General features: G+C 38.7%; 9 protein-coding genes. 6 read left to right on the top strand and 3 right to left on the bottom strand.

Annotated features, from left to right (window positions below):
• Window positions 1-3: 3 nt before the first annotated feature.
• The 6 genes from brxC to F897_RS12220 all read left to right on the top strand — a co-directional run bounded on the left by brxC (window position 4) and on the right by F897_RS12220 (window position 18,754).
• Window positions 4-3,684: a BREX system P-loop protein BrxC gene (gene brxC / locus F897_RS12245; RefSeq protein WP_005236280.1), complete on the top strand. Its 3,681-nt coding sequence runs from the start codon at window positions 4-6 to the stop codon at window positions 3,682-3,684.
• A gap of 46 nt (window positions 3,685-3,730) precedes the next feature.
• Window positions 3,731-7,333 carry a BREX-1 system adenine-specific DNA-methyltransferase PglX gene (gene pglX / locus F897_RS12240; RefSeq protein ID WP_005236278.1) on the top strand — a complete coding sequence of 1,201 codons (3,603 nt, stop codon included), beginning with the start codon at window positions 3,731-3,733 and terminating at the stop codon, window positions 7,331-7,333.
• Window positions 7,333-9,270, top strand: coding sequence for a DUF262 domain-containing protein (locus F897_RS12235; protein WP_005236277.1), 1,938 nt, complete (start codon window positions 7,333-7,335; stop codon window positions 9,268-9,270). The genes pglX and F897_RS12235 overlap by 1 nt, the downstream gene beginning before the upstream one ends.
• Window positions 9,267-11,891 carry a BREX-1 system phosphatase PglZ type A gene (gene pglZ, locus F897_RS12230; protein ID WP_005236274.1) on the top strand — a complete coding sequence of 875 codons (2,625 nt, stop codon included), beginning with the start codon at window positions 9,267-9,269 and terminating at the stop codon, window positions 11,889-11,891. Before F897_RS12235 ends, pglZ begins: the two co-directional genes overlap by 4 nt.
• 29 nt (window positions 11,892-11,920) lie before the next feature.
• Entirely contained in the window at window positions 11,921-13,960 is a 2,040-nt protein-coding gene (gene brxL / locus F897_RS12225) for a protease Lon-related BREX system protein BrxL (protein ID WP_005236271.1), read from the top strand.
• A gap of 63 nt (window positions 13,961-14,023) precedes the next feature.
• Window positions 14,024-18,754, top strand: a complete 4,731-nt coding sequence (locus tag F897_RS12220) for an AAA domain-containing protein (protein ID WP_005236269.1) — start codon at window positions 14,024-14,026, stop codon at window positions 18,752-18,754.
• A gap of 102 nt (window positions 18,755-18,856) precedes the next feature.
• Here the strand turns inward: F897_RS12220 and F897_RS12215 are convergent, their stop codons facing one another.
• Genes F897_RS12215 through F897_RS12205 form a run of 3 tightly spaced genes read right to left on the bottom strand, consistent with a single transcriptional unit; the run spans window position 18,857 to window position 23,196 of the window.
• Window positions 18,857-20,992, bottom strand: a complete 2,136-nt coding sequence (locus F897_RS12215; protein ID WP_005236267.1) for an excinuclease ABC subunit UvrA — start codon at window positions 20,990-20,992, stop codon at window positions 18,857-18,859.
• 1 nt (window position 20,993) lies between these two features.
• On the bottom strand, window positions 20,994-22,079 hold the full coding sequence (locus tag F897_RS12210; RefSeq protein WP_005236265.1) for a HesA/MoeB/ThiF family protein: 1,086 nt from the start codon (window positions 22,077-22,079) through the stop codon (window positions 20,994-20,996).
• Window positions 22,063-23,196 carry a ThiF family adenylyltransferase gene (locus F897_RS12205; protein WP_005236262.1) on the bottom strand — a complete coding sequence of 378 codons (1,134 nt, stop codon included), beginning with the start codon at window positions 23,194-23,196 and terminating at the stop codon, window positions 22,063-22,065. Before F897_RS12205 ends, F897_RS12210 begins: the two co-directional genes overlap by 17 nt.
• Between the last annotated feature and the right edge of the window lie 38 nt (window positions 23,197-23,234).

The raw sequence follows: 23,234 nt of genomic DNA, 5'->3' as shown, positions 1-23,234 counted from the left end.
GAGATGAACATTAAAGAACTTTTTTACAAGCCATTAGATCGTGCGATTAACGGGGTCGTAAAAGCAGACCAGAATGACAATACCACGGTTTATCAGGAACTCGATGAATACGTGGTCACCAATGAACTGGAAAAGCATTTTCGGGATTTCTTCCAGTCTTATGGCACAGACCTGAGCGATCCTTCGATTGCCAACCGTGTCGGTGTATGGATTTCAGGCTTCTTTGGTTCAGGTAAATCACATTTCCTGAAAACCTTATCGTATATTCTGGCCAATAAAGTGGCACGTGACGCGGAAGGTAACGAACGCAGTGCTGCAGAATTCTTTGATGAAAGCAAAATCCGTGATGCGTTTATCCGTGCGGATATTGGCAAGGCCGTCAGCCATCATGCCGATGTCATCCTGTTTAACATCGACAGTAAAGCCAGCTCCAATGATGATGGCAATCCGATCCTGAATGTGTTTTTACGTGTGTTTAACGAGTATCAGGGGTTTAGCGCGGATCATCCACATATTGCCCATATGGAACGTCACCTGAGCCAGAAAGGGGTCTACGAACGCTTTAAACAGGCGTTTGAGGAATCCAGTGGCATGTCCTGGCTAGAGGAGCGTGACGGCTATCAGTTCTATCAGGATGATGTCGAAACCGCGATTTCTCAAGCCCTCAACTTATCTGCTGAAGCTGCGCATAAATGGTTTGAAGATTCTGAGCAGACCTTTAGCGTTTCGGTTGAAAACTTCTGTCAGTGGGTGAAAGAATACCTGGACAGTAAAGGACCCCAGCAACGCATGTTGTTCTTGGTCGATGAAGTGGGGCAGTTTATTGGCAGCGATACCCGCTTGATGCTGACATTGCAAACCATTACTGAAAACCTGGGTACGATCTGTAAAGGCCGAGCTTGGATTATCGTCACCTCACAGGCAGACATCGATGCTGTTTTAGGTGAGATGTCTTCTTCCAAAGCCAATGACTTCTCCAAGATTGCTGGACGTTTTAAAACCCGTTTATCACTGTCCAGTTCCAATACCGATGAAGTCATCCAGAAACGTTTATTACGTAAAACCCCAGAAGCAGAAGCATTGCTCAGATCGGTGTTTGAGCAAAAGGGCGATATCTTAAAAAATCAGATTACCTTTGACCGTTCAGGCCCAACCCTCAAGAACTATGAGGGGCCAGACAGCTTTATTCATAACTATCCTTTTGCGCCGTACCATTTCCAGCTGGTGCAGAAAGTTTTTGAAGAAATCCGTAAAGTCGGTGCGACCGGTGCACACTTGGCCTATGGTGAACGGTCCATGCTGGATGCGTTCCAGATGGCCGCGAATGCGATTGCCACAGATGAAGTCGGTGCCCTGGTTCCTTTCCACCGCTTCTATACTTCAGTCGAAGGCTTCCTGGATACAGCGGTTAAACGTACCATCGACCAGGCAGGGCAGAATAAGACCCTGGATGGTTTTGATGTGCAGATGCTGCGTACCCTGTTTATGATCCGCTATGTCGATATCATCAAAGGGACCTTGGATAACCTGGTGACTTTGTCGATTGAGAAAATTGATGAAGATAAGCTGGCATTGCGCAAGCGGATTGAAGAGAGCCTGCAGCGTCTGGAAAAAGAGAGCCTGATTACGAGGAATGGCGATGAGTTCCTGTTCCTGACCAATGAAGAACGCGATATCACCCGTAAAATTAAAGCCACTGACTTAGCAGCTTCAGAAGAAAATAAAGAGTTAGCCAATCTGATCTTTAAAGATTTACTGCGCGATCAGAACAAATACCGCCATCAAGCCAACAAGATGGACTATCAGATTGGTCGTTTCCTAGATAGCCATAGCCTGGATGGCAAGTATGAGAGCGATTTGAAAGTTGAAATCATTTCTCCACTGGATACGGAATACAATCTTTACACTGAAGCTTACTGTATTGGTAAAAGTACTCAGGCCGAAGGACAAGTGCTGTTTAAACTGGCAGACGATAAACAGTTCTTTAATGAACTGCGCACCTGGCTGAAAACCAATAAATTCATCCGCTTAAATGATGATGGCACTCAGTCCGATATCAGCCGTATTCTGGCAGACCGTGGCCGTGAGAACCAGGAACGCAAAAAACGCCTGCGTGTCCGGGTCGAAGAAATGTTGCTGGACGCGGAAAGTTATGCCTTGGGTCAGCATCTACAACTTTCATCTTCAAGTCCAACCACCAAGCTGGATGAGGCTTGTCGTTATTTGCTGGAAAACACCTATACCAAACTGAGCTATTTGCAGGTCTATCAGCAGGATGCCTGGCGTGAACTGAACGCCGTCTTGACTGTGGATGATATGGCGCAGCTCGGATTGTCTCTGGATGGCGGACAGAGCAATCCGAAAGCCCTACAGGAAGTGGAGCAGTACATTGCACTACGGGCCACTGGTACCGAACGTATTCTAGTCTCAGATGTGATAGACCGTTTTGCCAAACGTCCTTATGGCTGGCCAGATGCCGAGATTTTACTGCTGGTAGGTCAGCTGGCGGCAATGGGGCGGATTTCACTGCAGTTAAATGGCGGCAGCTTACAGTTAAAAGATGCCTTTGAGCCTTTACAAAACAGCCGCCGTCGCCGTGATGTGTCGATCATTAAAAAGCGCCAGACCGATGATCAGGTGTTGAAACAGGCACGCCAACTCACCCAAGACCTATTCTCGGCCATGGGACCAGCGACAGAGAAAGAGCTGTTTGAATTCTATACCCAACATTTTAAAAACTGGTTAGCCAACTTTAAGTCCTATAAGAGTAAAACTGATGTTGGGCAGTTCCCGGGCAAGAAAGTGATTGAAAAGTCGATTCTGACTTTGGAACGTCTGCTGGCGAATAGCGACAGCTTCGATTTCTTTAAAGCCGTGGTTGAGAACAAGGACGACTATCTGGATCTGGAAGAAGATTATCGTGACATTCATGAATTCTTTAGTAACCAGATGCCGAGCTGGCAGCAACTGCAACAGGCCTTACGTCATTTTGAGAAGAACAAACAGGCACTGGGTAGTGATGAGGTGGCAAAAAAAGCCCTCTCTGAATTACATCGTATTGCCACCCTTGAATCGCCCTATGGTCTGTTAAATAAAGTGGCTGATTTGGTTCGCACAGTGGAAGGCGTCAATGAGCAATTGCTGACTGAGAAGCGCAATCAGGCGATAGAACACATTGATGACAAGATCAAGCAGTTAGAAGCTGAGATCAAAAACAGTGGCATCGCTAGCGCTGAGCTGAGTAACAAGCTATTACGCCCACTACAACTGCTGAAAATGGATATTGAAGTGGAAACTAGCCTGTCCACTATTTATATGCTGCAAACCCAAACCAGCGTCGAGCGTTTTGACGAAGCCTTGTATGAGCTGGAACGAGAAGTTGAGGCGGAAATCCAGCGTCAGGCCAAAGCGGCACAACTGGCTCAGAGCAAAGCAGAGAGTGTAACCAACACTGCAACCACCTCCAGCCCAGCTACATCAGCACCTGCTGTGAGTTCGGTGCAGCCTGCGACAGCCGTAGTGCCACCGAAACCTGTTGTCGAAGTCGATGTCGCCAGCATTTACAGCAAAAGCTCAAGTAGTGTCTACCTGGAAACAGAAGAATCAGTGGATCAGTTTGTAGACGCACTCAAAGCTGAACTGAAAAAAATTGTGAGTGATAAAAAGCGTGTGCGTATCCGCTAACTCGGGTTAGGGATATCGGCATCAGTCATTAATTAAAGGTTTAAAGATGAATACCAGTAATATTAAAAAATACGCACCGCAAGCACGTAACGATTTTATCGCAGCGATGCGCAAGCAAGCCGCCAAATATGGCATCACGGCAAAGGCTATTCTTCCTGTAGAACAGAAAGGCGACTTGCTGCTGATTGGCGATCAGGTTTTTCCGCTATCCGTCATGAAACCACGTGATAAGCTGATCAAACGCATTCAAACCAGCAGTTTTGAGCAGACGGTTGATTATATCGCTTACAGTTGGTTTAACCGTCTCTGTGCGATTCGTTATATGGAGTGCAAAGGCTTACTCGATCATGGTCGCCGTGTGTTGAGTAGTGCTGATGGCAGTGCAGGCTTGCCACAGATTCTGGAAGAATGCCTGGATATTGACCTACCAGGTTTAGATGCCAGCCGTGTGGCTGAACTCAAACTGGATGGCAATAAAGACGAAGAGCTGTATCGGGAGCTGTTATTGGCGCAGTGTCATGCGTTGAATCAGGTCATGCCACTCTTATTTGAACAGGTTTCTGATGAGTCAGAACTGTTACTTCCTGACAATTTAACCAAAACCGATTCCTTGATCCGTGATTTGGTGAGCAGCATTCCGGAAGAAGACTGGTCGGATGTACAGATTATTGGCTGGCTGTATCAGTTCTATATTTCTGAAAAGAAAGATCAGGTGATTGGTAAAGTCGTCAAGAGTGAAGACATTCCTGCAGCGACACAGTTATTCACCCCAAACTGGATTGTGAAGTATTTGGTGCAGAATAGTGTTGGTCGTCTATGGATGATGGCACAGCCAGAAAGTATGCTTGCCAGTGAGTGGGAATACTATATTCAGCCGGCTGAGCAAAGCGATGAAGTCAATGCACAGCTGAAACAGCTGATTGATGTGCGGATCAGTGAAGATGGCGATACCTTAAACCCTGAAAGCATTACGGTACTCGATCCGGCTTGTGGTTCGGGGCACATTCTGGTGGAAGCCTATGACTGCTTAAAAGCGATTTACTTAGAACGTGGTTACCGCAGCCGTGATATTCCACGTTTGATTCTGGAAAATAACCTTTACGGGATTGATATTGATACCCGTGCTGCACAGTTAGCCAGTTTTGCGCTGCTGATGAAAGCACGTGAGGATGACCGCCGTTTATTTAGCAATCCACCAAAGCTGAATATTATCGCGTTGCAAAATAGTCAGGAGCTAGATGCAGATCAAATTTGGCAAGATCTCAACTTAAATCAAGCATGGCAAAAAGGTAGTCATGTCGATCTATTTGGCAATGACCAAAATAATTTAAACAGTCCTGAGAATGATGCACGTTATGCTTTGATTCAAGAACTTATAGAAAAGTTTAAAGAAGCCAAAACTTTTGGTTCTTTAATCTGTATGGATAGCCAAGAACAAGACTTTGCTGATTTACAGAAAACCTTACAAGATTTGGTTACTGAGGGAGATACCTTACAAAAAGCTGCTGTTAAAAAATTATTTCCTCTCGTTATACAAGCAAAATTCTTAGCAAAACAATATGATGCAGTGATTGCTAACCCGCCATATATGGGTAATAAGTACTTAAATCCAAATCTTAAAACCTATTTAAAAAATAACTACCATGGTTATGAAAAAGATTTATTTTCAGCTTTCATGATGCGGAATCTAGAGTTGACCAAAGAAAGTGGACAGCTTGGTTTTATGTCACCTTTCGTTTGGATGTTTATTTCTTCTTATGAGAACTTGCGTACACATTTTATTGATCATGCAACAATCACAAGTTTGATTCAGTTAGAATATTCTGGTTTTGATGGAGCAACAGTTCCAATTTGTACATTTACACTAGCAAAAGCACATATTACTGGATTTACAGGTTCATATATCCGCTTATCTGATTTCAGGGGTTCTGAAAATCAAGCACCAAAAACATTAGAAGCTATTAATAATCCTTTGTGTGATTGGTTTTTTAAAGCTAAACCAGATGACTTTAAGAAAATTCCAGGAAGTCCAGTTGCATATTGGGTAAGTTTAAATACTATTAAACTCATTACAGATAATAAAACAATGGGAGAAGTTTCTGTCGCTAAACAGGGGTTAGCGACTGCTAACAATGATTTATTCTTGAAATTGTGGCATGAAATTAATTATAAAAGTATAGGATTCTCTATGAAAAATAGGGAGCATGCACAAAAATCTGATAATAAATGGTTTCCATTTAATAAAGCTGGTGAATTCCGTAAATGGTACGGTAATCAAGAATACGTTGTGAATTGGAAAAATGATGGTTCTGAAATTAAAGATTATCGTGATGAGAATGGAAAACAAAGATCACGACCACAAAATATTGAATATTACTTCAAAGAATCAATAAGTTGGTCTGATGTTACTTCTTCTACAAATGCCTTTCGTTTTTACCCTTGTGGTTTTATACATGGGAATGTTGCGCACTCTGTATTTGATTTTAAAAATGATGAAAAAGCAGAATTTTTACTTTTTCTGAATAATAAGTTTTGTTCTGATTTGGTCAAGATACTTAGCCCTACTATGCATTTTGATATCGGTTATTTTAATAAATTACCAATGCCAAATATGCAAGAAATTACGAAAAAAGTTTCTGTAGATAAATTAATTAATCTAGCGAAAAATGATTGGGACTCTTACGAGATCTCATGGAATTTCACTGAAAATCCGATTATTCGTACTCAAAAATCAAATTTAGAACAAGCTTTTAATACATGGCAGCAACAAAATGCTGACGCCGTGGCTGAAATGAAACGTTTGGAAGAAGAAAACAATAAGCTGTTTATTGAGGCTTATGGCTTACAGGATGAACTCACACCAGATGTACCGGACGAGCAAATTACCCTGACCCGTGCCGACCGTGAAAAAGACAGCCAGCGTTTAGTTTCTTATGCTATTGGTTGCATGATGGGTCGCTATAGCTTGGACGAACCAGGTCTGATCTATGCCCATGCAGGCAATCAAGACTTTGATACCAGTCGTTATCAAAAATTCCCAGCCGATGCTGACGGTATTATTCCATTGACCGAAATGCACTGGTTTGAAGACGATGCCACCCATCGTATTCAAGAGTTCTTAACTGCGGTTTGGGGTAAAGACACACTTGATGCCAATATGCTTTGGCTGGCAGAAAGTTTGGACAAAAAAGCCAGTGAAACAGCGGAAGATACCATTCGCCGTTACTTAGCCAGTAAGTTCTATAAAGACCACATGCAGACCTATAAAAAGCGTCCAATCTATTGGTTATTTAGCAGTGGTAAACAGGGGGCTTTCCAAGCATTGGTGTATTTGCATCGTTATAACGAAAGTACCTTGGCGCGTATGCGTACCGAATACGTGATGCCACTGATTTCCAAAATGGCTGCTTATGCTAATTCTCTAGAAACAGCAAAAGAAAATAGCGACTCTGCGGCTGAAATCAAACGTATAGAGAAAAAACTGCAAGACTTGCATAAGCAACAGGCTGAACTCAGTAGTTTTGAAGAAAAATTATGTCACTATGCCGATCAGCGTATTAGCTTAGATCTCGATGATGGGGTGAAAGTGAACTACGGCAAGTTTGGGGACTTGCTGGCTGAAGTGAAAGCCGTGACTGGGGAAAAATAATGCAATTAAGAAGCCTAAATGAAATTTTTGAAAATCGACTGATTCGGATCCCTGACTATCAAAGGGGATATGCCTGGCGTAAACAACAACTTAAAGATTTCTGGGAAGACTTAACCTTACTTGAAGCAGATCGCGTTCATTACACGGGGGTTATTACCTTAGAAGCAGTAGACCGTAAAACTTGGTCGAAGTGGGAAGACGATGAATGGCTGATTGATGATCTTGATTATAAGCCCTACTTTGTCGTAGATGGTCAGCAGCGATTAACGACAGCGATTATTTTAATACAGGCGATTATTGAAACTGTTCCTGAAGGAAAAAGTATCGCAAATCAGTTTGTTTCTGATTTAAAAGCCAAATTTGTTCAAAGAAAGCCAACTGATGGGATTCGTGAAAGCTATATCTTTGGCTATGAAAAAGATAATCCAAGTGATGAGTTTTTAAGAACTAAAATTTTTGGTTTGCAGTCTCATACTAATCAATTGCAGGAAACGCTGTATACACGCAATTTATTCAATGCAAAGAAATTCTTTAAAGAAAAATTAGCGGAACTGAGCTTTGAAGAAATCACGGTTTTATATAAAAAATTGACGCAAAAACTGCGTTTTAACTTGTATGAAATTGATGATGAGATCGATGTATTTGTTACTTTTGAAACCATGAATAATCGTGGCAAATCCTTAACCAATTTGGAATTGCTGAAAAACCGATTGATTTATCTGTCGACATTATATCGTGACAATCAGGGGCGTTCTAAGCTTCGAAAAAATATCAATGATGCATGGAAAACCATTTATGAGTATCTAGGTAAAAATCCTGAAAAACCTTTGCCAGATGATGAGTTCTTAAAAAATCATTGGATTATGTATTTCAAATACAGTCGTGATAAAGGGGATGATTATAAAAAATTCCTGCTGGATGAAAAATTTAATGCCCGTTGTATCACGCATCCAAAAAATGCCCAGGACACCTTGAAAATTGAAGAGATTCAGGATTATGTAGCAAGTCTTCAACAGTCTGTTATGAATTGGTTCTATTTACATAATCCTTATTTCCCAGTAGCAAATAATCTTTCTGATGATGAGCAATTATGGCTAGATCGACTAGGACGTTTGGGTTTTAATGCATTTAGACCTCTAATCTTAGCTGCTTATAATACCAATACTCCTGCAACCAAGATCTCTGAATTGCTGAAAGTTGCAGAGCGGTTTGCTTTTACTTTATTTAGTTTGAGTCAACGACGTGCCAATACAGGAGACTCAGCAATTTATGGTTTAGCACGTGAGCTTTTAACGGGGAGAAACACAATCGATGCAACGATTAATTCAATAGAGGGATTAATCACACGATTCTTTGATCCACATAACTATTTCACTTATATCGAAGACAAATACAAGTTTAGGGATGGATTCTACTCATGGAAGGGTATTCGTTATTTCCTTTATGAATATGAACATTATCTCAAAGAGAAAGGAAAGAATCCTACAACCAAATTAATGTGGAATGAGTTTACTGAAAGCTTGGAGGGTTATGTAACTTTAGAGCATATCTATCCACAAAAAGATACAGATCCATACTGGGTTAGTAAATTTGGCCATCTTGATGGGCAACAACGAAAATGGCTTACACATTCTTTAGGTAACTTATTGCCATTATCTCGTTCAAAAAATTCTTCATTACAAAATGACAGTTTTGATTTAAAGAAAAATAATGACGAAGGTATTGGATATTACAATGGATCTGTTTCGGAAAATGAAGTCAATCTTAAGAATGATTGGACACCACAAGAAATCTTAGAACGAGGTCTAGAGCTACTTCGTTTTATGGAGGAAAGATGGGACGTTCAATTAGGAGATGAAGCATTTAAACGAAAACTACTTCACCTTGATAGTATCCAGATATTTGTTCCTCAAGATCAAAAAGAGGTAGTTGCATGAATCTAGGTCAACTACAACAAGGTCTGGAACAAGCCTTTTATACTGAACAACACCGAATCGTCTTCTGGTACGATGCTGAACAGTCTTTTACTGAAGAAATCAAATCCCTAGAGCTAAATGATGTCCAGATTCTGAATATGGCAGACGAATCCAGCCTTGCGATTAAGCTTAAACTGGAACTTGAAGATCAGCAGGGCAAATACTTGCTGTATTTCCCAAGTGCTGAGCCTGAAATCGAAAAAGACTGGTTACTGGACATCAAGCTGTATTCTCGCAGCTTCTATGCCGATCGTTTCTCGATTATTTTCAATGAGCTGGGTTTACAGCAGCAGAGTCTAAGAGAACATCTGGCCAAACGTGAAGAGTTCCTCAAAGCCAAAGCGCGTCTGAGCACCTTAAAACGCTATATCCAGCCTGATGCAGATGCACAGGATCTGGATATGGCCATGATTGCGGCTGTGGTCAAGGCCGACAGTGCCGAGCTGATGCATATTGTTCTGGCGCTGGCAGATGAAATGGTACAGCAGAACCTAGATCTGGAAGTCAATCCAGAATCCTTTGCTGAACTGGAAAAATTCCAACTGGTGCCAGCTTTAGTCACAGCATTACAGGCGGAAATTGGTTATCCAGCATCGGTTGAAGAATTGAATGGGGAAGCACCATTCAAGCTCGGTACGTTCTTTATCCGTTTGATGACTACAGGTTTCTGTGAAAGCCTGGGCGATATACCTCTATGGGCTCAGGAACTGGTGATGTCATCCGTCAGCTCCCGTGCCACGGCCAGAGCCTTTTTGTCGCGCTGGAGAGACAGCTCCAAATACTACCCAACCTTCGATACACTCTCCCACACCGTGGCCAATGCACTGCGGATCCAAGAAAAGGTCGGGGCTTTTGATCTGGAGCAGCTGCTCGATGTCATGACCTTTGAAGTGATTGAACAAAAGATCATTGTTGATTTGGCCAGTCATATCCCTGCAGCAGCCAAAGCTGAACTGGAACATTTCAGAACGGTTATTTCTACCCGTCTGGATGGCTATTGGGCGTCCAAACATAAGGACGATGCAACCCGCCGTAAATACCGTACCGTCTATACAGCGTTGCAGGCAGCAATTGACCTGTTCAGCCTGCGACAGCAGTTTGATGCCGGTTTCTATTTCGACTCCAGTGAAGCCTTGTATAATGCCTACGAGCATGAGTTGTATCGCTTTGATATGGCCTATCGCCACTACAGTGCTGCTTCTCAACGCGCTCATGTCGATATCCTGAAAAAACTCGATGAAGAAGTCGAAAATTGCTATTCCTACTGGTTTATTGACCACTTGGCACGAAACTGGGGAGAGCGGATTGAAGCTGAGCAACGCTTGAATGTCTGGAAAGTGGCAGATATCCCAAACCAGCAGAACTTCTACGATACCCACGTCAGACCCTTACTCAATTCTGCAACGAAACGCCGTATTGTGGTAATTATCAGTGATGCTTTCCGCTATGAAGCTGCGGTAGAGTTGCGTGATCGTATTAATGAAAAGCGTTATTCCGAAGCGACCTTGTCTTCACAGCTGGGCGTTGTCCCAAGTTACACCACACTGGGCATGGCCTCGTTATTGCCGCATCAGACTTTGGAGTACAAAGAGGCCGCAGGGGATGATGTTTTAGTAGATGGACAGTCCAGCAAAGGGACTGCAGCACGATCCAAAATTCTGGCTGCCTATAATGGATTGGCGGTTACCGCTGAAACGGTAAAAGGTTGGTCGCGTGATGAAGGCCGTGAAGCGCTGAAAGACCATGAGCTGATTTACGTTTATCACAACGTGATTGATGCACGCGGTGACAGCGCCTCGACAGAATCAGAAACCTTTATGGCTGTGGAACATGCTATTGAAGAGCTGACCGAACTTAGCCGCAAAATCTTAATGCACTTCAATATTTCTACCCTGTTGATTACAGCCGACCATGGCTTCTTGTTCCAGCAAAGTAAACTGGAATCTGCGGATCGTTCAAGCTTGACTGAAAAACCTACCAATACATTGAAGAGCAAAAAACGCTATGTGATTGGGCATGGTTTACCAGAGAGCAAGGAAGCCTGGAAAGGCTCAACCCAAGCTACGGCAGGCACATTATCTGCGACTGATTTTTGGATTCCAAAAGGGGCGAACCGTTTCCATTTTGTAGGAGGCTCACGTTTCGTGCATGGCGGCATCATGCCTCAGGAAATCGTAGTGCCTGTACTAACGGTAAAACAGCTACGTGGTGAAAAGGCTGGACAGCGCACCAAGCGTAAAGTTGAGGTCATTTCTACCAAATCCACGCTGAAGATGGTCAATAACATCCAGAAGTTTGATTTGATGCAAACTGAAGCTGTCAGTGAGCTGGTCATGCCAGTGACTTTATCGATTGCCATTTATGATGGGGATCTTAAAGTTTCCAGTGAAGAAACTTTGACTTTTGATAGCAGTACCGACTCTGTTGCCGATCGGGTCAAGCAGGTCAGGCTGTCATTGTCTGGCACTGATTTTGACCGTAAGAAAGATTACTTCCTGGTACTGAAGGACAAAGACCTGAATATCGAGATGCAACGCTATAAGGTCACCATTGATTTGGCATTTACCGATGACTTCTTCTAATAACGAATTAACGATAGAGCGTAGCCTACATGGAATCTGCTAACGATAAAGAACTGGATCAGCTGCTGAATGAACACTTTGCTGGGCGGGTGGTACGTAAGGATCTGACTAAACTGATCAAAGAAGGGGCCAATGTCCCGGTCTATGTACTCGAATACCTGCTGGGAATGTACTGTGCCTCGGATGATCCAGAGATCATTGAGCAGGGACTACGTAACGTAAAGACGGTTCTAGCAGAGAACTATGTACGACCTGATGAAGCTGAGAAGGTGAAATCCCTGGTTCGTGAACGGGGCAGTTATAAGGTCATTGATCGGGTGACCGTAAAGCTGAATGAGCGTAAGGACAAATACGAAGCATCATTTAGTAATCTGGGCATCAAAGATGCCGAAATCTCAGCAGGCATCGTCAAAGAGTATGAAAAATTACTTGTTGGTGGTATCTGGGTCATTGCTACGCTCAGTTATTATTTTGAAGAAGGACAAACCAATTCTCCATTTGGGGTGAGCTTACTCAAGCCTATTCAAATGCCGAATATGAATATGGATGAACTCTTCAGTGGCAGAGCAGCATTAAGCACTGATCAGTGGCGCGAGAGTTTAATTCGTTCGATCGGCATGGAACCGGCTTCGCTAAAAGAGGACGTGCAATGGCACCTATTAGCGCGTATGGTTCCGTTCGTTGAAAATAACTATAACGTCTGTGAACTGGGACCACGCGGTACCGGGAAAAGCCATATTTACAAAGAGTGTTCACCGAATAGTATTTTAGTCTCTGGTGGGCAAACCACCGTGGCCAACCTGTTCTATAACATGAGTAGCCGCCGTATTGGTCTGGTTGGTCTTTGGGATGTGGTGGCCTTTGATGAAGTTGCCGGTATTTCCTTTAAGGACAAAGATGGCGTACAGATCATGAAAGACTACATGGCCTCAGGATCTTTTGCGCGTGGCCGGGAACAGATGGAAGCCTCTGCTTCGATGGTTTTTGTGGGTAACATTAACCAAAGCGTTGAATCTCTGGTTAAAACCAGCCATCTCTTGGCGCCGTTCCCTGAAGCAATGATCGATTCGGCATTCTTCGATCGTTTTCATGCCTATATCCCAGGTTGGGAAATTCCAAAAATGCGTCCGGAGTTCTTCACCAACCGTTATGGTCTAATCGTTGATTATCTAGCTGAATTCTTCAGGGAAATGCGTAAGCGTAGTTTTGCGGATGCCATTGAGAAGTACTTCAAACTCGGAAATAACTTGAATCAGCGTGATGTGATTGCCGTTCGCAAGACGGTTTCTGGATTGATGAAGTTGCTCTACCCACACGGTCAGTTTAATAAAGAAGATGTACGCCAGTGTCTGGAATATGCGCTGCAGGTACGCCGTCGGGTCAAAGAGCAGCTGAAGAAAATTGGTGGCATGGAATTCTATGATGTTCATTTCAGCTACATTGATAATGAGACGCTCGAAGAACATTTTGTCTCAGTCAAAGAGCAGGGTGGTGGCGGACTGATTCCCGAAGGGCCTGCTAAACCAGGCTTCCTGTATACCATTGGCCTCAGTAATAAGGGCATGCCAGGCTTATACCGCTTAGAACTGCAAGTCACTAAAGGTTCAGGAAAATTGGCGACATCTGGCTTATGGAATTCAAGCAGTGCCAAAGAACAGGTCAAGATTGCTTTTGATTACTTCAAGGCCAACTCCTCTCGGATCTCGGGGGGCAGTAAGGTGCTGGAACATGACTTCCACTTACATGTGGTGGAGTTACAGAATACCGGGCCGCTCAGCCATCTTGCCTTGCCAAGTTTAGTGGCTTTTGCTTCTGGCCTCTTAGGACGATCGGTACAAAGTCAGATGGTGGTACTGGGTGATATGAGCTTGGGTGGTTCTGTGACACCGGTGGAGAGTATTGCCGAATGTTTGCAAGTTGCTTTTGATGCGGGTGCCAAGAAGGTTGCTTTGCCAATGAGTAGTGCCGCAGATATCCCAACGATTCCTGTGGAACTGTTTACCAAGTTCCAGACCAGCTTCTATGCAGATCCGGTAGATGCTGTGTTTAAGGGGCTAGGGGTGGATTGAATTGATTCTGTATAAATCAGTTAAAGAGAAAAGCTTTTGAAATGATTAGGAAATATGAATCACATGAAGGATTTAATAACAGCTATTTTGGTTAAACAGCCCAAACTTACTGCTAGAGAAATTGCCAAAACTCTTGGTATTGAAAAGAAAGAAGTGAATGCTTTTTTATATCAAAATCAAGATATATTTTCACAAGATGAAGCCTTTTGCTGGTCTTTAGCTATAATTCCGTCAGTTAAAAAATTAGAAAGACCAATGATGAACTCTGAACTTGAATTAAATGATATTGTTAAAAATAAACTGATTCAATTGTTGGATTATGTATCTCATCAAGCTGAGGATACTCAAAAAATTCAATATGAAATGAGTGGTAATAGATTTTATTCTCATGATCTAGAAAAACTTCGTGGCTTAAAAATTCTGAATGATGACGATTGGTGGTTCCAAATTGAACGATTACAGCTTCAATCGATGCCGAAACCATCTGAAATACTCTCTTCCTACATTCATGTAGATGCCGAAAAAGAACCCACTGTTAATTTTTCTAGTTTAAATAAGATTGTATCTTTCAAAAAAGTTCATCAATTCCGCTTGCCCTACAGTAGCGCGGCATGTGATTTGATTACTAAAATTGACATACTTCAGGAGCTGTTCAAAGAATTCGAAAGCTATCAAAATATTTGGGAAGATTGGAAACAAAATAACGATGAGATTAAAAAATCTATTGTTGTTTACGATAAGTTATTCTCATGGAATACAGCGATTAATTTAGGTGGAACAGGTGATGGTGAAGAAATTGTTGCAGGCTTTGGCTTAGTTGACTGGGTACTTCCAACGACTCAAAAATCTTACTCATATCCTCTTATGACTATCCCATTAGAAATGGAGATAGAAAAAAATGGATTAATACGTGTAGGTGCCAAAGATACACGTGCCAATATAGAAATGGATGCCATCTTATTAGAGGATGATCTACCTACTTCAGGACAAGTAAAATTAGCTTTAAAAGAAAACTTAAATAATGGTCGCTCATTACGCCTATTTGAAGGCGAAACTTACTCTGATCTAGTTGATGCCTTCGTCGCGAATATTTTTTCAAAAGGAGCAATTGTTGAGGCAGAAAATAGGGCTATACCATCTAAAAGTCTAGCGGTGACATTAACATCAGTATTGTTTAGTCGTCCTAAAAGGAATTCTATTTTAAGTGATGACATTGAGTTATTAAAAACTAAACTTAATGACCCTTCAGTGGCTATACCTGAACAACCTTTATCGTTAGTGACAGAATTAAAAAGCGATATTAATCAAAAAGAGACTTATAGTTTTAGGGGGCGTTCTGGTACTGAAGGATTCGGATCAAAAGTTGAAGAGCTTTATTTCCCGCTGCCTTATAACAAAGAACAAATTACTATTGTCCAGAATCTGCTAACCAGCAGTGGTGTAGTGGTGCAGGGTCCACCAGGTACAGGTAAAACACATAGTATTGCCAATATTATCTGCCACTATTTGGCGAATGGTAAAAAAGTACTGGTAACTGCACAGCAGTCACATGTCCTTAAAACAGTACATGAAAAGATTCCTGATGAATTAAAGCCTTTAGTAGTCAGTCGCATTGGTTCAAGCAAAGAAAGTAAAAATCAGCTTGAATCTTCAATCGATTTGATTGTGCAAAAAATTACCCAGATGAATGTTGCAGAAGTTCGAAAAACGATCGAAGTTCTAAAACAACAAATAGATCATAACCATCATGAAATGGCTTTGATTGATCGAGAAATATATAACTTTGCAGAAAAGCATTATCAGAATATTGAGGTAGATGGTAATAAAAAATTACCTATGGATATCGTGAAAACGGTATTAGAAAGTAGGGTATCTTACGAATGGTTTACCGACCAATTAACTTTGGAGGAAAAAGACCAGTTTCCTTTTTCCCAGATTGAGTTGATTCAATTGAGAGACTCAAGAAAGAAAATCGGTACAGATTTACCATACATAAATTATGGTCCTCTGCCAGCTCCTGAAAAGCTGTTAGATTCGGCGAGTCTGAAGAAATTAAGTGAGTTCTTAAAAGAAAAAGATGAGATTGAGGAATTCTTAAAGCAAAATGACCTACATAATTTCAAGGAAACTATTTCTGAATCAGAAATTAATGAGCTAAGAGATTGGTTAAAGATTTATCTAGAAGATCTAAACTTTGTTCTTGATCATGCAGAACCATGGTTATTGAGCTATTTCAAGAAGATAAATGCAGAAGATAAGGCTATGGAACTTGATATCTATAGTAACCTTATTCAAGAAGTTCAGCCTTTATTGGAATACAGGAAAACGCTACTAATTGATCCCATAGAGCTGAATTTTGAGATACAACCAAACTCAAAAGAATATCAAGCTGTTCAACGTGCTGTTGATACAGGTAAGCCATTTAATTGGTATCATTTTGGTACTGCTGAATTACAAGACCTTTTTAAGTCAATTAAAGTTTCTGGAAAATATCCTGATACATCAGATGAATGGAAAAGACTTAAAGAATATCTTGATAGAAAGCAGACTCTTAGCATCTTTATGAGCAAATGGAATAGTATTGCCGCACAATTAGACATTCCTTTAATTGAGTTAAATAATCGTAATATCGATGAAATATTAAAAGAGTTCACGCAGCTCATCAGTAGAACCCAAAAATGCCTAGATTTAAAAAATAAATATTTGGATCTATTTAATGCGAATTATTTAAAAGTTTTTAAGAGAGCTAAATCTTTTGATTTCTATGGATTACCTAAAAATATTGATGACTTGATTCAATTGTTAGGGCAGAAGTTAAAAATATTTAATTTAGAAGTCTATCAACAACAACTGGCTGATCAAATCCTTTATTTATCAGAGTTTGGTAATAAGATATCAAATCAGTTACGAAAAATTGTATCTCAGATTGATTCCAATTCATTACATGAAAGTGAACTTGGAGAGTATGCTGATCTATTAAAAAAATTATCACATTTAAAAGATCTAACTGAAGATTTTGAAAGAGTTAAATCCGCCAGTATTAGATTGAGTAAAACAAATGCTTTGATTGTTAGTAAAGACATTCTTGAAATTCCGTACGCTGAAGAAATTGAGGATCCTGTATTACGTAATACATTGATAGAGGCTTGGGAATGGAAACGTCTTGAGATTTTTGTAATGGCCATTAGTAATACAGGTCAAATTGAAAATTTGTATGAGCGCCGTCGTATTCACGAGAAGAATCTATCACAAAATTATGCTCAATTGGCAGCAAACAAGACATGGCTGGCATTAAAGGAAAATGCCTCAGATAAAATTTTAGTTGCATTACAGCGTTATAAAATTGCTGTACAACACTATGGAAAAGGGACAGGTAAGAATGCTCCACGTTATAGAAAAGATGCTCAAGTAGCCCTTAAAGAGGCAACAGCAGCTATTCCTTGCTGGGTCATGTCACATCTTCAGGTATCTGAATCTATGCCTGCTGAATTAGGCCTCTTTGACTTAGTGATTGTGGATGAGGCATCACAATCATCAATTGACGTATTACCTGTTTTAATGCGTGCTAAAAAATTATTAGTAGTGGGGGATAATAAACAAGTTTCTCCGAGTAATGTCGGTCTAGCAAGTGCTCAAATTGATGTATTAAGAAATCGTTATCTACATGGTCAGCCACATGCTGCATATTTAACACCAGATATGTCTTTATACGACATGGCTTCTTCTATCTATGAGTCAAGTGTGATGCTTCTAGAGCATTTCCGCTGTCATCCTGCGATCATTAGTTACAGCAATAAAAACTTTTATGGTAACCGTATTAAGCCAATGCGATTATCGAAGAAATCTGAGCAGTTAAGTCCAGCTTTAGTCGCAATTTATACACCGCAGGGGTATAGAGAATCTAAAAATAGCAAACATATTAATCGAATAGAAGCGAAAGCAATTATTGAGGAAATGAAACTCCTTCTTAAAGATGAACGATACACGAATAGATCAATCGGTGTGATCTCATTGTTGGGACCGGCGCAGGCTGAGTTCATTCAATCAGAAGCTTTGAATGAATTTGGTGCAGGTACTCTTACCCAAGTTCAATTTGCTTGTGGGGATGCTTCAGCATTTCAGGGTGCAGAAAGAGATATTATTTTCTTATCTATGGTAGCAGATCCTCAGAATTGTCATGCTTTGAGTCGATCCGATCATGAACAGAGATTCAACGTAGCTGCAAGCCGTGCTCGTGAACGGATGTATCTCGTCCATTCCGTGAGTCGTGATCATATATCTCCAAAAGATCTAAGGCTGAATTTACTCAATCATTTTTATGATTTGCAAGAAGATCAAAAAGCATCATTTGAAGCAAAATTAGACTTGTGTGAATCGGAGTTTGAAAAATCTGTATTTACGACACTTCATGAAATGGGTTACACAGTTACTCCACAGATTAAGGTTGGAAGCTATCGAATCGATTTAGTCGTTGAGTCAGATGGTGATCAGCGTTTGGCTGTTGAATGTGATGGTGATAGCTATCATGGGCCAGAACAATGGCATGATGACATGACTCGTCAACGTGCTTTAGAACGCGCAGGATGGACATTCTGGAGATGCTTTGCATCGAGTTGGTCCATTGAACGTGAAAATATGATTATGTCATTAAAGGAAAAACTTGATGCAATGGGTATAAAACCTACACATGGAATGAGTAGCTTAATTCAAGATGTAGAACACAAAGTGTGGGTAGATGACGAATCTGAAATGAGTGCGGAAAGTGACATCGACAAAGATTTGTTAATTGTTTAATTGTACTAGCTTGTATTTAAATGGATTCGCTAGCGGACACTTACCTAACTAAAGATTACAGTAGTAATCTTTAGTCATTAAAAAATATGGGGAAGTAAAAGGTTAGTGTGGAAGAGATTCTAAAGAGTTTATTTGTTTGAGAACTTTCCCACCCAATAATCCTGAGCCTGGGCCAACTATTACTTTATAATCACAATATTGAATAACTTCTTCTTTATGTTCAATGATAATTATAGCTCCAAATTTTGAAGATTTTTCATACAGGAAACTGGCAATACTAGAGGAGGTCTCAGGATCTAATCCAGCAGTAGGTTCATCAATAATTAAAATTTTATCGGTATTTCTTTGTTTGGATAAATATTCACATAGTTTTATACGTCTTAATTCACCACCAGAAAGAGTCTGAGTTTTTCTACTCAAATTCAGATGACCAAGGCATAGGCGGTCCATTACATTGAGGATGTTAGTAATTTTCTTATCATCGAAGTAATTAAGTAACTCTTTAATTTCTGTTTGATATATGTCAATAATATTTTTATCATCAACCATAGTATTCACAATATCTTGATCTGAAATATTAAATAATTTACCGTCGCAAACTGGGCATGTTAAATATATATCTTTTTCAAATCCTCTTTCATATTTGATTGTTCCTGTACCTTGGCAATTAGGGCATCCACCTAGTTTATGAGGCAGAAATTTATCAACAGCTATATTAGACTTGTTAGAAAAATATTCAGCGATAAGAATATTTAATTTTATTGTTGAGCAAAGAATTGATCTTGTTGAGTAATTAGAAACTTTTTGACTAATATAGTAAGAGTTTCCTAAATCATTGATTGCTTTTGCTAAAGAAGACTTCCCTGAACCAGAAACACCTACAAAACAAGTTAGACAATTTTGGGGAATATTAACATTCTGATTTTTTATATTATTTTTATTTAAATTAGTAAAGTGGAAAAAATTCTGAATGGTATTTTTTTCTTTTTTGAAAAGAAATGGTTTAATGATTTCATCATCACATATGTATCCACCATTTTTTCCAGCACTTTTACCAATATGGATTTTGTGATCTGCTGCATCAATAAAATATTGCTCATGTTCAACTAAAACAACAGTATTACTCTTTGATAGTTTTCTGATTTTATCAAGGACTAAAGGAAAATCAGATTTCCCTAATTGGGATGATATTTCATCGATAATAATAAGAATACCTGAAATATCAGAATTAAGGAGTCGGCTAAAATTTATTTTTTGCAGTTCTCCACCTGATAAACTTGGTATAGATCTATTAAGACTTAAATATCCAAGCCCCATATCATTAATGGATTTTATAGTACGTAAAAAATTATCATTAACTTTAATTTGATTGTTTTCAATAAAATTAATTATATCGGAAATTGGAATTGTTAAAAATAATGAAAAATCAAGTCCAAAAACCTTAATGTCCTTGTACAGGTTTAAATCTATTTTTGAACCATTACAGCTATTACACTTTTTATATTTAGTTGGTAGTGAAGAGTTCTTTATTTCATTGATTAAAGAATTAGAGTATTCAAAAGCACCAATATAATAAGCTAATTTCTGTTTTATCTTTCCATTATGTTTAAAACTGAATTTGATTTTATGATCACTTTTTCCATATAGAAGTAAGTTTTTATGATCTTCAGTTAAAAATTTAAATGGTATATCAATAGGGATTTCTTTTTCTTTACAAAATTTTAATAATAAATTGTTATAATAATTTGAAAGAGATCCGTTTTTCCAGCATAAAAATGGTTTTTCAGATAGGGTTAATTCTTCATCTATAAGTTTATTTTGCTCAATTTCTATTTCATAGCCTAGGCCATTACATTGTTTGCATGTATTGTAAGGAGAATTTATTTTTAAATAACGATATTCTGGAATTAAATTTTTATCATTATTGCTTAATAAGTTGGGAAATCTGAGATAACTATAAATTGTTGACTTAGGATTAACATTAAAATTATTTTGATTGATTGATATTGAAGGTATTATTCCAGAATATGATTCTAATATGTAGTCTCCTTGTTCTGGGAACCCATTTTCAAGAGAATCAAATTCATCTTTACACAAATTGTAAAGAGTAGAAAAAGCTAACGAGCTTTTACCAGCACCTGATCTCCCATAAATTGCTGTTATTTTATTTTTTTCAATATGGAGATCAATATTCTTTAAATTATGTGTAGTAATACCATTGATTTCAATAAATTTCATATTAACTTACTCCACACCATTCGCAATTTGGATCTTTTGGTATTTCTCTAATAGTAAAATTATTTTTTTCTATACTAAATTCAATACGTCGGTTTGATTGCTGTAAATACTCATATTTTTTAATTAATACTTTAAACGCATCTAAAGCAGCGAGAGTAGAGGCAAGACCTGAAAGTGGTGGATAGGATCCTAATTTTCTTCCTTCACGATGTAATTTTTTTATACCTTTTAAATCAATAAGATTTTTTTCGTGTAATGCTTTTTCAAAACATTTAAAACATGCAGTTAAATTAGGGATTATTGTCTGTCCTATTAATGTTAGATGAAGATTATAACCACCGCCCACTATATGTGGAATATTATTTTTCATTGCATATTTTGCAACTAATCTGCTTGTATAATCAACACTTGGTTGGTCGGCACAATTAATAATTAAATCTATATCTTCATCTAAACTATTCAGTTTGAAAAAATTATCATCCAATAAGTTATGAATGGTTTTAATTTCAATATTTTTGTCTATTTTTTTGAGATGCTCAGCTAAAACATCAGCTTTTTTTTCACCTATGTCTTTTTCAAAATAATACTGTCTATGTAAATTACTTATATCTACTGTATCGGAATCAACAAAAATAAATTTTCCTACTTTTACCTTTGCTAAATATGTAGCAATATAGCTTCCTACTGCACCTACACCAATTATCATGACTTTGGATTTTTTTAAATTTTCAATAGCATTGATAACTTCGCTAGTTGAGTGAAAGTAATCCTCTAATATATTTATTAATCTATAATTATCTTTTGTTAGGCTAAGAGAATAGGGTAGATCTTGTTCAATCAGAATAAATTCTTCTTTTAGAAAATTACTTAGAGTTTCTAATTGTCCTAGATCTATAAAATTCATTTTATTACAAATATCTTTAAGCGAATTGTTACCATTAAAACTTTGTAATAATTCCAGAATTTTATTACTATCCATCTTTAAAATTAGGCTTTCTCTTATATTAGCTCTAAAGAACTCTACAGAGTTTGCTTTGGAGATTACACCTATACTTTGACGAAATCTAAGATTATTTGTTGCAGACATTACATTCCTCCTGGCGCGTCAATACAAATTCAGTCATAACTCCCTTATTGGGTAAATATTCATATCTAATAGGTTTATGATCGAAAGATGAATCTTCGCATAGGAATTGTAGTATTTTTATACAACTAAGATTTGCTGAAAAACTACTCATCATAATCAGTCCTCCAGCTCCACCTACTGTGTAGTTATTTTCAGAATCAAATTGATTGTTTTCTACAATTACATTGGAAGTATTTATATGACTATAAGTGGGTTTCCAACCTTCTAACGCTTTAGTAAAGGTTTGTTGTGAACAATCAATACATGGGGTAAATGGAGGATTAATTAGCTCTCCTGAACTCATAAGATGAGCATCAAAGCCTCCGGCAACATATAGTGGTATTTTAAAATTCTGTAAATATCTACCAACTTTTAATGAGGTATGCCCAATATAAGGTTCATCACAGCTATTAATAACTAGATCTACTTTATTATCAATCCATCTTGATAAATCTGTATTTGGAAGTAATTTTTCATCAAAAGTTTTGATTCTTATTTTTTGATTAATCTTTGTTAAATATTTTGCTAAGGCTTGAACTTTTGATTCGCTAATATTTTCTTCTGTCGCAAATAGGTGAAGATCTATATTGCTTTTTGTAATTTTTTTAAAATCTACTAATGTTAAGGATTGTACTCCAGCTCTAACTAAAATTTCAGCAATTGTCGATCCTATTGCACCACACCCTAGAAACACAATATGTTTTGACGCTAAAATTTTTTGAGTTTCTGATCCTCGGCGATCAAGAATCATATCATCGAAGTAATTAATTTGACGATCATAGCGATGATCAATATCGATATTTAAAGAAGTATCTGTTAATAAATGTTCATTTGATAAATAAGTTATAAGTTTTTCTGCTTCTTCACTCGAAAACTTGCCAAGTTTATTTAGGATTTCAATTACAGATTTTTTACCATCCAATAATGCTAAGAATTCAGCAACATTTTTTTTGGTAATTATTTCGACTCTTTGTCTAGTTGTCATCTTATGAAAAGTAATTATTACTTTTCCATCTTGTTCTAAATCCTTAATGTAAACATCAACTGTATCTTGAATTTTGAAAAACTTATTTAACATCGAGGGCTACTCTTAAAATAAAAGTAGAACCTAAATAT

This window comes from Acinetobacter variabilis, from assembly GCF_000369625.1.
In the GTDB taxonomy this organism is placed as follows: Bacteria; Pseudomonadota; Gammaproteobacteria; order Pseudomonadales; family Moraxellaceae; genus Acinetobacter; species Acinetobacter variabilis.
The sequence above is the reverse complement of the archived record's forward strand: the minus strand, read 5'-3'. Positions and strand labels throughout refer to the sequence as shown.